The 14,339-nt window shown below is 49.4% G+C and carries 10 protein-coding genes; 6 read left to right on the top strand and 4 right to left on the bottom strand.

All coding sequences use genetic code 11. The annotated features are described in order from the left end of the window. Window positions 1-107: 107 nt before the first annotated feature. From B036_RS0109820 to B036_RS0109800, 4 genes are all read right to left on the bottom strand, one after another. Window positions 108-674, bottom strand: coding sequence for an isochorismatase family protein (locus tag B036_RS0109820; RefSeq protein WP_020568536.1), 567 nt, complete (start codon window positions 672-674; stop codon window positions 108-110). 10 nt (window positions 675-684) lie between these two features. After that, on the bottom strand, window positions 685-1,770 hold the full coding sequence (locus B036_RS0109815; RefSeq protein WP_020568535.1) for a 50S ribosomal protein L11 methyltransferase: 1,086 nt from the start codon (window positions 1,768-1,770) through the stop codon (window positions 685-687). Between the two features lie 285 nt (window positions 1,771-2,055). Further along, complete coding sequence (locus tag B036_RS0109810) at window positions 2,056-2,631, bottom strand: hypothetical protein (protein WP_157472098.1); 576 nt, start codon at window positions 2,629-2,631, stop codon at window positions 2,056-2,058. 415 nt (window positions 2,632-3,046) lie between these two features. Then, window positions 3,047-4,315, bottom strand: coding sequence for an aminotransferase class I/II-fold pyridoxal phosphate-dependent enzyme (locus B036_RS0109800; protein ID WP_020568532.1), 1,269 nt, complete (start codon window positions 4,313-4,315; stop codon window positions 3,047-3,049). Between the two features lie 307 nt (window positions 4,316-4,622). Here B036_RS0109800 and B036_RS0109795 point away from each other — a divergent pair, with 307 nt between their 5' ends. The 6 genes from B036_RS0109795 to B036_RS0109765 all read left to right on the top strand — a co-directional run bounded on the left by B036_RS0109795 (window position 4,623) and on the right by B036_RS0109765 (window position 14,164). Continuing rightward, a complete protein-coding gene (locus tag B036_RS0109795; RefSeq protein ID WP_020568531.1) occupies window positions 4,623-6,485 on the top strand; it encodes a S8 family peptidase in 1,863 nt (620 codons plus the stop codon). Window positions 6,486-6,556: 71 nt separating this feature from the next. Further along, on the top strand, window positions 6,557-7,786 hold the full coding sequence (locus B036_RS0109790; protein WP_020568530.1) for a hypothetical protein: 1,230 nt from the start codon (window positions 6,557-6,559) through the stop codon (window positions 7,784-7,786). 171 nt (window positions 7,787-7,957) lie between these two features. Beyond that, window positions 7,958-10,240, top strand: coding sequence for an FdhF/YdeP family oxidoreductase (locus B036_RS0109780; RefSeq protein WP_020568528.1), 2,283 nt, complete (start codon window positions 7,958-7,960; stop codon window positions 10,238-10,240). 117 nt (window positions 10,241-10,357) lie between these two features. Next, a complete protein-coding gene (locus B036_RS0109775) occupies window positions 10,358-11,287 on the top strand; it encodes a hypothetical protein (protein WP_020568527.1) in 930 nt (309 codons plus the stop codon). Between the two features lie 146 nt (window positions 11,288-11,433). After that, on the top strand, window positions 11,434-11,727 hold the full coding sequence (locus B036_RS33230; protein WP_083926170.1) for a formyltransferase family protein: 294 nt from the start codon (window positions 11,434-11,436) through the stop codon (window positions 11,725-11,727). A 226-nt stretch (window positions 11,728-11,953) separates the two neighbouring features. After that, entirely contained in the window at window positions 11,954-14,164 is a 2,211-nt protein-coding gene (locus B036_RS0109765) for an amino acid permease (protein WP_026231849.1), read from the top strand. The last annotated feature ends 175 nt before the right edge of the window (window positions 14,165-14,339 follow it).

Raw genomic sequence — 14,339 nt, 5'->3', positions numbered from 1 at the left:
GGTTACGCTGATTAACACAGATTATTCGATTGGCCATCTGCGATGATCAGCGTAATCCGTTGTAATCTGCGATTCAGAATGTGTACTCTTTTGCAGCTTTCCAGCCATTACGCACGACTCAATGAAGTGAGGACGTCCTTTATCTCCTCAAAGCTTTTCACCTCAAGTTTACCCTTCATCGGAATCATATTCCGCCACACCCAATTATAGTGTTCAATGACTTGCTTGGCGGTCAGGTGCGGCCGCTCTCCTGTGGTATGCCCATCCTCAACAACCGTGATGTCGTAATCTTTGGTCAAGGCAGATTGAATGGTTGACTCAACGCAAAAGTCAGTGGCACAGCCCGTGATCAGCAGCTTGGTCACTTCTAGTTCAGTCAATGTTGCTTGAAGCTTTGAATGGTAAAATACATCATTAGCGTACTTATCAATCCGGATGTCCTCTGGCTCAACGATTAAACCGTCCAGGTTCTCCCATTCCCAGGTGTTCTTTTCAAAATGTCCAGAGCCTGCCCCATCGTGCTGAATGTAAATTACGGGGCAGTCTTGTTCTCTGAGGATGGAAGCAAGTTCATTTATCCGCTTCACCACTCGGGCTGTATCGAATCGGGGTGTTTCATGGGTAAAGGAACCCTTTTGCATGTCGATTACCAGGAGGGCTTTTCTTGTTTTCATTCTTCGCCATTTAGTCCTTATGCTTCAACACCCACAACTCCACTTCTTCCGTATCCCGCCAATGCTGGTTTCTTCTCGTCTTTGAAGATGCTTGCTTTACTGACTTTTTAAAGAACCTATCTAGTTCAAAACGTGCGCCGTCCGCAAGCTCTTTTTCAATAGGGTTCTCTTTTGCTACATTAGTTATTTGCCCCAGGTTGGAGAACAACAATACGACCCTTCCATCGGGTAGCAAACGCTTCTTGGCTTCCTGAAAAAACTCAGGAAAGAGTCCCTCATTATAGTAAATCGCCTCATCAAGCCTGCCCAGATCATGAGAAGCCGGCAACCAGGGCGGGTTAAAGACGATCAGCTCCGTTGGCTTAATCCACTTACCAAACAAGTGGCCATAATCAAGCTCTATTTTCATCGCCAGCTTCGTCCCTTTCATGGACTCTTGCAGGCCAACAATTGCATTGGGGTTCAGGTCCGTACCAAATGATTTTTGAAAGCCATGTTTCATCAGTTGTAAGGAGAGAATGCCGCTTCCTATGCCAACGTCGATGGCTGATTTCTTTGGTCCGTCGTAACGCTTCAACCAATTATCAAATAGCTGTAGATGCTCAAAACGGGTGGGAAAGTAAACGCCGTAATACGGGTGAATTTTATTCCTAAGTACGGGAACTACCACCCCATTTAGATACCACTGCCAGGCACTGTTAAGCCCCTGGACCTCAGGAAAGGTCAGTAGAAAATCATTCGACTCAGGATATAGCTTTTCCAGCCATCCAATTGACGGCGCTTTCTTGACGGCCAGTTGGTGGTCCTTAATTTCGATTAGTACCAAGCTCGACAACTTCCGGTATTCCGAACGATATGCCCGTTGCTCCTGAAAGCCCTGACCGGGGTGCTTCCGCCTGAGGTAGGTTTGTAGTTCGCTTAACAACTCCAAGCCGTTGCTGTAAAACTCCTCGATTAAGACGTTTCCCCCCTGCAGCAAACGATCAATCATTTCCTGTATATCCGTCCCTCGGACGAAGGAGGTAAACGCAGTACTGGATTTTATCGGAGTAGGCTTGTTTATTTGTATTTCGGCACCGGCTGGGTCATTTTGCATTTGGTGAAGGTAGGGGTATTGGGGGGAGCAGTAAGGGATGGGCAGCGCCTTCGCTTGGAGGGTACCAAGAGGCACCGAATTCCGGAATTATAGCTTTAGCGGAGGAATTACCATAAATCATCGGGTTTTCAATTTTGGCGCGCTGATTTCCACCCCTTTCTAGGACCGGACGGCAGAAGAGCTAGCCCCATCAATTGAATTACTTCAGAACTTGACTACGAAACAATGAAGCATCATTGCTTTTGTAAGAACCAAGATTTCTCATAAGCATTCAGTTCGGTTTATTTATTGGGAGGGAACTATTATGGAAAGAATTTCGTCCAGAGACATATTCTTATGCGTTAATCCCAAGCTTCTAAAACCTTTACTTGGTCCATCATCAGAATACAGGTCATTTACCCAATATACTTTACACCTTGAGCATTTATATAACTCATAGTTATAATACCCATCTGTATAAGTACCTACTTTGAGCACAGTGTCTGCTGGCGGAGTCCTGTAAGTTATAGACAATTCTTGTTTATACTTACAACCACAAGTGTCAACCTGATTTTTATCTAGTTTTAAAAGTTTGATCGCATTTGAGATTTGTTCTCTTGAATAGATCACTAACCTCTTTTTGTTTTTATAAAGAATAAGCTTTTTAGCTCGATCAGCCTTAGAGTCACTTTCCTTGTAATTGCGTGTATGTTCAGATGTTAACCTCAACTTGAAATCATTTTGTAACTGAAGGTCGTTTTCAAAGGTATGGATCACGTTACTCCTTTCAGGTTCGCTTAAGGTTTTCAGCTGCTGAGTCCACGTTAAGAGCTCGTCATTAAATACTTTCAACTGGATTAAGAAGTCTTGGTAATCATCCAACTTAAATAGTTGACGCCGAATTCTGAATAACATTCTAAGTGCTTCTATTCTTGGTATATTCATTTTTTGGTCTCTTAACTATTACTAAACGTCAATGTACCAACAGCATAAGATCAACTATAAATTGCAGAAGTGTGCAGATTACCTATCAGATTTGAATGTAGAACTTCTGTGGACAATCAGGCATTTAGTAGCAAGCAGGCAATACATGTACTTCAGTATGATATTCTTGCTTGGCGATTATTACGGGTAGGAACATCCCTATTCCCTTCGAGAAGGTGAAGACTGCTAAGAATCCTGCACAAATGATCCAGCGTAAATAAAAAATATTGGTACAACATTGGTCCCACCCAAAAGAAATGGACGCCACCTCAAAGGTAACGTCCATTCTCAAAAGTCTTAAACCAAGAAAACCCTAGTCAAGGATTCCCGCAACCGCCCCCTTAGCCAGTTCCTCCGCCATTGCAGCGTAGGTACCGTCTTCGAGTTTGACGCGAACGGCCTTAAAGGCATCGATCGTGGTCTGGATATCTTCTTCTGAGTGCTCAGCGGTAGGGATCATGCGGAGCAGGAGTTGGCCTTTCGGGATCATCGGCGGCAGCACGATGGAACAGAAGATGCCGAAGTTCTCACGCATATCGTAGATCAGGGCACCGGCTTCGTAAGCGGTGCCGAACATGTAAACCGGGGTAACACAGGCACCGGTGTTACCGATGTCGAAACCAGCCTCTTTGAGGCCGCTCTGTAAGTGGTTCACGTTGCGCCACAGTTTTTCGCGCAGCTCCGGCATGGTACGGAGCAGGCGCAGGCGGGTGAGGGCGCCTTTCACCATCGGCATACATAGACTCTTGGCGAAAAGCTGGCTCCGCAGGTTGTAGCGGAAATACTCCATGATGTCCTTATCACCGGAGACGAAAGCACCGAAGCCAGACATCGCTTTAGCGAAGGTGGAGAAGTAAACGTCGATCTGATCCTGGACGCCCTGAGCTTCACCTGCTCCCATCCCGGTTTTACCGAGGGTGCCGAAGCCGTGTGCATCGTCCACCAGCAAGCGGAAACCGTACTCTTCTTTAAAGGCACAGATTTCTTTGAGGATGCCCTGTTCGCCGCGCATTCCGAATACGCCTTCGGAGATCACGAGGATACCGGAGTTCCGCTTCTCAGCCTCGGCCTTGGCCTGCTTGATGCGGACTTCGAAATGCTCGATGTCGTTGTGCTTGAAGGCGTACTTGGGGCCGGTGTGCATCCGGATACCATCCATGATACAGGCGTGGTCGTCGCGGTCATACACCACCACGTCGTGGCGGCTCAGGCAGGCGTCTACTACGGACATAATGCCCTGGTAGCCGAAGTTGAGCAGAACACATTCTTCCTTCTCGGTGAACTCTGCGAGTTCTTTTTCCAGTTGGAGGTGCGCGTCGGTTTCGCCACTCATGATCCGGGCACCCATCGGGTAAGCCATTCCGTACTCGGCAGCTGCATCGGCATCTGCCTTACGGACTTCGGGGTGGTTCGTCAGGCCGAGGTAGGAGTTGATACTCCAGATGATGTACTCTTTACCCCGGAACTGCATGCGGGGACCAAGTTCTCCCTCCAGCTTAGGAAAGGAGAAGTAGCCGTGGGCTACGTCCTGGTACTGACCCAAGGGGCCTTTGTGGTTGAATTTTTCGAAAAGATCTTTCATATCGTTAGCGCTTTTGCGGGGGCAAAGATACGGCGTCTGTGATTATTGTCCGTCGACAGATAAGACGCCATGGTCTTGGGTCCGTCACATTTTTGAACTTCACGGCTTTCTAAGGAGGTGGCGCGGCCGCTGGTGCAAAGGAGGATGGGTAAGAAGCCAGGTTCCTGGTCGAGACTGCCCGGCCGATGAGCTGCCTTTCCAGAAGCGCCCCAAAAGGCTCCTCAAATGAATCAACAACTACCTATCTTAGCAGTGCCTATAACTGGTCTCACGAAATAATTCCCTTAACCATTTAAAAGACCTCGCTGTGAAAAACTACCGCCCACTACTCCCACTGCTCTTGCTGCTCCTTCTGTGCACCTGCGTCCGCGCCCAGGGCACCCGCGCCGCTGCGGAAACCCGTCTCGACGAAGTTTACCCCGCCTACAACCTGAGCGGGGAAGGCGTACTCGTTGTTATGATCGACCGGGGGATCGACTACCACCACCCCGCCTTCCTGAAGCCCGACGGAACTACCCGACTGGCCTACGTGTTTGACATGATCAACGGGGATGACGGAAACCCTTATGGCGTAGGCCAAGTGCTTGATGCCGCTGATATAAATGCCGATATAAGTACCGCCGGAGTACCGGTCAGTAACGACAATCATGGCCACGGAACCGCCTGCACTGGCATCATTGCCGGCAATGGTGCGGGGTCAAACGGCAACAGCGATTTTAGCGGTGTTGCCCCCGAGGCCACCATCATCAGTATCAAACTAGTCCAGGACGGCTTTCCCCCCGCCGGAGGCAGCCCCGGGGAAGCTGGCTTTTTTAACCCTGACTATATTTTGATTGCCCTGCAATTTGCCCGCGACAAAATCGCTGAACTAGGCTTGCCTTCCGTAACCCTCATGAACATCGGCAGCATCGGCGGGCCGACCGACGGAACGAGTACTGTCGGCCGTGCATTGACCGACTTTGCCGCTGACCATGCTTTTGTGTGTGGTGTTGGCGACGACGGTGGTGCCAATAACGTTGCTCGTGGAAGCATCAACAGCGTCGGAGCTTCCCCCGTAGTCGATATCCGGATCAGCAAAATGACGGAGGGCAATATGGACGTTGACCTGTGGTATGCCGCCAATGACCGCTTCGAAGCCCGCCTTATTTTACCAGGCGGCGAACAACTGGTCCCGGGGGTGCCAAACAATGCCGCCCGGACATCAGAAACCGACGGAATCGCGACCATCTGGCACAATGGAGCTGACGTGGATTTTTATGGGTCTACCGGAGATCGCCGGGAAGTATTTACCCGTATTTCCTCGGGAACAGGCATTTATACTCTGCGGCTTCGCGGTATCACCGTGAATAACGGCGACTTCATTGCTACCATGAACCCGGCACACGTTGGCCTTGACAACGAATTCCTTGATTTCGGCACTAATGACGGCAGCATTAATGACTACAGCGCCAGCCCGGGAGTGATTTCCCCCAGCGATTATGTCTTTGCGCCCACCTTCATGTCCGTCGATGGCAACACCTACGGCGGTGGCCAGGGTGCGCCTGGAGAAATCTGGACGGGGAGCAGCAAAGGGCCAACGCAGGATGGCCGGCTAGGCATTGATTTTGCCTCGCCGGGGGAGGTCTTATTCGGCCCTTACAGTCCCGGCTCGTTTTACGGCCGGTTCCAGACAAATCGTGTTGCTGGCGGCAACGACCTCTACGGCATTCAAAATGCTGTTAGTGCCGCAGCTCCCCTAACCACCGGCATCATTGCCCTGATGCTGGAGGTGGACCCGTCGCTAACGCCCGCCGAGATTCTGTCGATCCTGCAAACCACCGCCCGCTCCGATAATTTCACCGGCAATACGCCCAACAATACTTTTGGCCACGGTAAAATCGACGCCAAGGCAGCCCTTGATGAGGTGAACCGGATCGTTGGTATTGATGATCCGCGTGCGCAGGCCTTCCTATTAGATATTTACCCTAATCCTGTCCGAAATTTGTTGAAAATTTCCTTACCCGATGGCCAGCCGATCAGGGAGTTGGGCGTTTATGACGTTGTTGGCCGAAAGCATACCGTTAGTGCTGTTAGCGGAGCGGTAAATGTTCAATCATTGGCCTCAGGTAGTTACTTTCTGCGGGTTCGAACGGCTGGTGGAGTGGTGGTGAAGCGTTTTGTTAAGTTGTAAAGACCTTTTCGGCTGAAGCCGGAGGTACACGTGAGCCTCCGGCTTCAGCCGGAAAGGTCAAAATCTCCCAAATGTCCCCATCAAAAATCCTAAAAACCGGCTGCAAATTATTTCTCCTGACGCTGGCCGGGCTTCTACTATATTTCAACGCCTCCTTCTACTATTCGCCGAATTTTGAGGACGCAAGTAACGGGACCTACAACGAAGACGTCTACCACCAGCTTCAGCACCTGAAGGGAAAAATGCACGCCGGGGCCGCCTCCGACATGCAGCGACTGTTTCCCGAAGGGCACCTGTTCATGAACGCCCTGTACGGACTGGCCTGGGCCGATTTCGCCGCGCCGATCAGTGCCACTGTATCCGAACGGGAGCAACCACTACTTACGGAGGCGCACCACGAAATCGATTGGGCGCTTGCAGAGATGGACTCCCCAAATGGCAGACGCATCTTCCAGGAAAAACTGCCCTTACCTTACGGTGCATTTTACCGGGGATGGAGTAACTATCTGCGAGCAAAGCAGTTAGAAGTAACCGCTTCGGACGATCGCTCCCCCACAGCGAAGGCTCGTTTACAGGCCGACTGCGACGCCATTGCCAATGCATTTGGTACTACCGAAGGACCTTACCTTGAGTCGTACTACGGGGGTACGTGGCCGGCCGACAACGTCCTGGCTATAGCATCGTTGGTGGCCTACGACCGAACGTTCTCCACCTACCGGTATAAGAAAACGGTTGCCGAGTGGCTAGCGAAAGTGCAGGTGAACCTTGATAAAAAGACCGGATTGATTCCGCACATATGGTTTCCTGACCAACCGGCGCAAAGCGCCCGGGGCAGTTCGCAAAGTCTGATGCTTTGTCTTTTGCCGGAGATTGACCCGACGTTTGCCAAGGAACAGTTTGCGTTGTACGAGCAACACTTCGTTACTACCCGGCTCGGCTTACCCGGTATTCGGGAATACCCGGCGGGGGTAGACGAAAGTGGAGACATCGATTCCGGGCCCGTGATCTGGGGCATCGGCGGCGCAGCCTCCGTGGTGGGCCAACGGGCGGCGGCGGCAAATGGCCAGGAAGACCTTTACCTGGGACTGCGGAACAGCCTCGAAGCTTTCGGCGCTGCGCACACCCTCTTTGGGGAAAAGAAATACCTGTTTGGCCAGTTGCCAATGGCCGATGCCTTTATTGCCTGGGGCAATGCCGTGGAGCAGGGGCCGGCAAATGGACGGTATCCCAAGCCCTGGGGCATTCACCTGGTTTCGCTGCTGTTTTTGGTTTTGCTGGGGTGGTTGATTCGAAAACTATAATGGATGGTCTTGGATCGCGGATTTGAAACCGGTATTATTACCTTGCTTATCAACATCTTTTTGCACCTGCGTTCGCGCCAAAAAATGAACACCAAAGCCTCAAACTTGCTTTACTTTCATAACTGGCCTTTAACCCGCAAACGGTGGTCGTAACGAATCGCTTCCCCTACCATGAATGAACTCACCCCCGAACGCCTCCACGACCTTGAACTTCGCGAACGCAGCGAGCACGCCGCCGGCCTTAAAGCCGTAAAAATTTCCCTGCAACACGTGGAGGAATACATGCACTTCGGCGAGGGGATGAAGGCCTTGCTGAAACTGAATCAGAAAGGAGGCTTTGACTGTCCCGGCTGTGCCTGGCCGGACCCCGACGGTTTCCGCAGCCCGGTAGCGGAGTATTGTGAAAACGGAGCCAAAGCCATTGCGGAAGAAGCCACCAACAGGCGGGTAAGCCCTGAATGGTTTAGCAAACATTCCATTGGCGATATGGGAGCGATGACTGATTTCGAGCTCGGCAAGTCCGGTCGCATCACGCACCCGATGTACCTGGCTCCGGGTGCTGCCCACTATACAGCGGTGAGCTGGGACGAGGCATTCGGTATCGTGGCAGAAGAGCTCAATGGCCTTGATTCTCCCGATGAAGCCATCTTTTACACTTCAGGCCGGGCGAGCAACGAAGCGGCTTTTCTGTACCAGCTTTTCGTGCGGCAATACGGTACCAACAACCTGCCGGACTGCTCCAACATGTGCCATGAATCCACCGGTACTGCCTTGAGTGAAACGATCGGTATCGGCAAAGGCACGACCACCCTGCAGGACCTCCATGAAGCCGACCTGATCATCGTCATCGGCCAAAACCCCGGCACCAACCACCCCCGGCAACTTTCCGCCTTCAAGACCTGTAAAGAGAACGGTGGGCGCATCATCAGCATCAACCCCTTGCCGGAAACGGGGCTGATGAAATTCATCGATCCGCAAAGTCCGCTCAACATTCTGCAAAGGGGCACCTCCCTGACGGATTTGTTTTTGCAGGTAAAAATCAATGAGGACATGAGCCTGGTACGGGCCATTTGCAAGATCCTCTGGGAAGAAGAAAAAAAGGCACCAGGCACCGTATTTGACCAGGAATTCATCGAGCAACATACATCGGGCTATGCTACCTGGACGAAGATGCTGGAAGCCACCGATCTGGAAGAATGCCTTGCGGGTAGTGGTGTTGACCGTGAGCTGGTGGAGGAAGCTGCCGGGCTGATTCACGGTTCTCAAAAGATTGTCTTGTGTTATGCTATGGGCTTGACGCAACACGAAAACAGTGTGGACGTGATCAAGGAAATGGTTAACCTACTGCTGCTCAAAGGCAGCATCGGTAAACCCGGAGCGGGCATTTGCCCGGTGCGCGGCCACAGTAACGTACAGGGCGACCGGACCGTCGGTGTATGGGAAAAACTGAAGCCGGAGCTGCGGGATGCGCTCCGGGCAAACTTCAATTTCGAACCGCCAAAAGAGGACGGCTTTGACGTAGTAAACAGCATCAAAGCGATGAGTGAAGGCCGGGCCAAAGTATTCTTTGCCCTTGGTGGAAACTTCATATCCGCTACGCCGGACACCTCGTACACAGCAAAAGGGCTTCGGCAGTGTAACCTTACAGTCCACATATCCACTAAGCCGAACCGTAGCCACGTGGTGCACGGAAAAAAGGCGTTGATTCTACCCTGCCTTGGCCGGACCGAAAAAGACCTTCGTGCCACCGGGGAACAGTTTGTGAGCTGCGAAAACTCGATGGGCGTGGTGCAGATGAGTAAAGGAATTCTGGACCCCGCCAGCCCGGAATTGCGCAGCGAATGCGCCATCATTGCTGGTGTGGCCAAGGCGACGTTGGGTGAAAGGACTACGGTCGACTGGCCAGAAATGGTGCGTAATTACGACAATGTCCGCGACGCCATTGCGGCCTGTGTGCCTGGCTTTGAGCGGTACAATGAGCGGGTCCGGGAACCGGGTGGTTTTTACCTCCCTAATGGTCCGCGTAATCGCCGGTTTGGAACCGATGACGGTAAGGCGCACTTCTCCGTTACGCCCTTGAGCGTCCATGAGCTGGAGCCCGACGAGTACCTGATGATGACCGTCCGCAGTCACGATCAGTACAATACGACCATCTACGGCATGCACGACCGCTATCGGGGCATCCACAACGAGCGGCGGGTGGTGATGATGAACGAAAAGGACATGACTGCCGCCGGCCTTTCCTCCGGAGACAAGGTGGACCTGACCAGTGAGTACGACGGGGAAGTGCGCCACGCGCGGTTGTTCCAGGTGGTCCCTTACCCCATCCCTGCTGGCAATATCGCTACTTACTTTCCTGAGGCGAATCCGCTGGTGCCGATTACGCGGACGGCTCGGGGTAGTAATACGCCGATTAGTAAGTCGGTGCGGGTTAGGATGGATAAAAGAGAGTAAGATATAAGGAAGAAAGAGGCAGGTAGGCGCGGCCGCAGGTGCAAAAGAAGGGATAAAAGGAGCAAGTGAATAATAGGGTGGTGCATGAAAATATCGTTGCAAATACATTAACAGCAAATGAAAACAGAGCAAATTTCATTTAATATCAGGTTGCCCCAAAACCGTAAAAGGAGGGCCGCTTTGGTCATCCCATATCAAGAGCTAATAATTGACATTCGACAAACAGGAGGGAACTGGTGGGCTAAATACAGCGTCGATATAACACCAAATGAAGATTCCATCTGGATTGTATCATTAATTGACAATGGTGAGAATAAACAATCCTATCACGATGGCATCTTTTACCAAGGTATAAAAAGTGGTTTAACTGAATTTATTGAACAGCAAGAGAAAAGAGGGGTAGACTTGGGTGGAATAAATTTTCGGATAACAAATCATTCATACCACTCAGTAGACTCAAAGCCAGCAGCTTTCAAATACACACTGATTGGCCTATTAAATCGACTTGAAAAAACCAATCATTTTCAAAAAACGATTATAAAACCGGAACTTTCATCAACATTTTTCAATGTACAGGAAATTTCATTTGACCAAAATAAGGCCCCTTACATTCTTACGGAAACTCATTTTCAAATTCCAACACCTCGAAATTTTGAAGAAACAATTAACCTAACAAAGTGTATAAAAATAACTATTAACGATTTACGCGAAAAGCGGCTAACGTTTAAAATAATACTCTCTCCTAAGCCTTACCAAAAACAAAAAAACTACTTCATCAGTGTGGAACTAAGAGACGAGGTAGACAGTAATAAAATATCAATATTTTCAAACAAAATCGCCATACTTAATGATCAAATCAATCAGGTCCTGAAAACACTAAGACACAACAAGTACAATTTAAGCGGATTAGACATCTTAGTGATACCCTTGTATGACGAAGCTAAAGAACCATTCATTAAATCGAATATAGAATACATTAAGTGGCCAATTTTAAATGTGCTTCTAGACCCAAGGAATGCTGAAATAGAAAACGAGCCTTATTACTAATTAAATAGAACGCCAGGCAACTCAATTGGTATTCCAAGCGGTGAGTAATGGACCAAGCCAATAAGTTAACATCAACAAACAACCTCCCTCAGCATCTCCCTCGGAAGCACATAGATCCGCCTCCGACTATCCGACTCTTTGACTGACTGAATTCTTACACTTATGCGTCTAGCCTCTTCGCCTCCGGCTCCAACGTCCGCACCGTCATCGATCGCTTCCAGGTATATCCACAAGATGGTGTAGAGGTAGTCTTGCTGGTCAGCAACAAAGCAAATGCCGGCGCGCTGCTAATGGCTACCGAACTTAATGTACCCACCCTTGTCCTTAAACGTGGTGGCTTCAACCACTCCGGGGAGCTACTGGACGACCTGAAGCACTTCAACTTCGACTTCATCGCGCTGGCCGGTTTCCTGTGGCTTGTCACCGCTTATTTGGTCTGAGCGTTTTTCCAACCAGATAATCAACCTTCATTCGGCATTCTGGCCCGACTACGGCGGAAAAGGGATGTACGGTTCCAACTTACACCGGGCGGTAAAGGCCAATGAATCGGCTACAGGTTTAGTTTGCTGCAAGACCGTTGCTTAGCAGGCACCTTTACCAACTTGTTTTCAGGGGCTTATGGCCCATGGTGAGTTTTATCATAATCTTTTCCTATTATGGCTTCTTATGAAGAAACTCGAAAGAAGTTTAAGCCTATGGTCTGTCATAGCAATAGGGATTGGCGGTATGCTCGGTAGCGGCATATTTGTTTTACCCGGCCTGGCTGCTGCGAAAACCGGTTCTTCAGTCTGGCTTGCCTATCTTTTAGCAGGAGTGTGTGTCTTGCCAGCAGCTTTTTCTAAATCAGAGCTCGCGACCGCCATGCCTACTTCGGGGGGAACATACGTGTTTATCGAAAGAGCATTCGGGCCATTATTAGGGACTATTGCTGGTATTGGACTTTGGTTATCTCTATTATTAAAAAGTTCTTTTGCACTTGTTGGCTTTGGTGCTTACTTGGCCGTTTTGGCCGTAGTACCCCTTCGCCCGATAGCACTTACCTTCTTGGTTTTAATTCTTTTCCTGAATATTATGGGGGTAAAAAAAGTAGGGAATGTACAAATGATTGTAGTTGGATTGAGTCTGATTGGATTAGGCGTCTTATTGATTTTCGGGCTTCCAGCCATAGACCCAATGAATTTGAAACCCATGTTTACCAATGGTAAAATCGGACTGGCAACCGCTACTGCTTTTGTGTTTGTTTCTTATGCCGGGGTTACTAAAGTCGCCGCCATTGCGGGGGAAATCAAAAATCCTGATCGGAACTTACCCATCGCTATGATGACAGCTTTGGTTTTGGTTACTACCATCTATGTTTCCGTTACGTTTACCCTGGCGGGAAATATTCCATTGGACCAATTGGTAACAAACATTAAACCGATTTATACTTTGGCGGAAATGTTAGGCGGAAAATATGCAGGCACTTGTGCTGCGGTACTTGGCGTCGTCACTTTAATCTCCATGGCTAATTCTGGCGTACTTGCTGCCTCTCGTTTTCCATTTGCGATGAGTAGAGATAGCTTATTACCTCCCTTCTTAAAAAAGCTGCACCCAAAATATTTAACACCGATTGTCACCATCGTGATTACTTGTGCCTTAATGGCTTTTGTCATTCTCTTTTTTGACGTTGAAAAAATAGCAAAACTAGCCTCAGCCTTTAAAGTAATGATGTTCATTGCCGTAAATGGATGTGTCATTATTCTACGAGAAACGGCAGTCCAGTGGTACCAGCCTTCTTACAAGTCTCCGCTCTACCCCTGGATACAGATTTTTGGCATCCTCTCAGGAGTGATCTTATTGATTGTGCTGGGTGGTTTAGCCATTATAGCTGCGTTAGTTATTACTGTATTGGGCACCCTGGTCTATGCGCTCTATGGTCGTCATCATACACCACGTTCCGGGGTACTGAAAACTTATGGACATCGACCTGCCGCCTATTTGCTTGCTCGAAAGTTCAATAAGGGCTCAGTTGATGCTACTCCTGATATTGTCGAAGAGTTGGCGAGTAAAAAGCTTTCCTCTCATCTGGGAGCCACCCTGACGAACCAGGCCGGAACAGTAATACCGTTATTTGGTAATGAACGCTCTCCGGAAATGCTGGTAGAAATGGGCGCGGCATTGGCACACGGTCGAAAGGTACAGGTAGTCCACCTGAATGAAGTTCCAGACATCACTGATTTGGATGCTTTACTCGTGGACAGCCCAGGAATTACCTCCTTAAATCGTAGGATCAAAGCCATGTCTACGGATAAGGAAGTTGACGTTAATTTCGAATCGGCGGTAACCCATGATTTGGTGGAGACAATACAAACCATCTCTGAGCAAACCCATTGTAAATGGTTGGTGGCCGGCTGGGATGGTAAATCCGGAGAAGGGCTGTTCATCAGGAACCCTATCGGTTGGTTAGTCACGCATATTGATTGTGATTTTGCTTTATTTAAAGACAACGGCATCCGGTACATCCGCAAAATATTGGTAGCGCTCGCCCCGGGAAAAGACAACCCTTCTTTTATTCTTGCCTGCGACCGGATTGCTCGATTCTACAATGCAGAATTAGTTCTGGTCCGCGTGGCCAATAACAATGCCCCGGAGGCAGAAGTAGAGCAGTTGCGCCGAAATTCGGAAACCTTAGTTGCTGCGACTGAATCACCCTCTGATGTACTCATTCTGCGAGGTAATGACCCGGTAAAATTGATCGCTGAAGCTTCAGCTGCTTTTGACTTACTGGTAATTGGGACACCTGTGAAAAAGAATCTTTTTGATGTTATGCTGGGCACCGAAAAGGATAGGTTTGCGGAAAAAGCGGCTTGCTCTATTTTAAGGCTGTCGATTCGTTGAGTATCCAATTAAAAGCACTTGCCCATAATGGGCATAGAAGACAAAGCACTTCACGCCGAACCTAATGTTCATAAACTTATCCTTTTTGATAAGTATCATTTTCATCAGTGCTAAAAGTCATTGCTTAGAACAAAAAAGGGAATGACCTTAATGGTCTCCGGTACTACTTATTGAC

Source organism: Neolewinella persica DSM 23188 (genome assembly GCF_000373105.1).
Taxonomy (GTDB): Bacteria; Bacteroidota; Bacteroidia; order Chitinophagales; family Saprospiraceae; genus Neolewinella; species Neolewinella persica.
The sequence above is the reverse complement of the archived record's forward strand: the minus strand, read 5'-3'. Positions and strand labels throughout refer to the sequence as shown.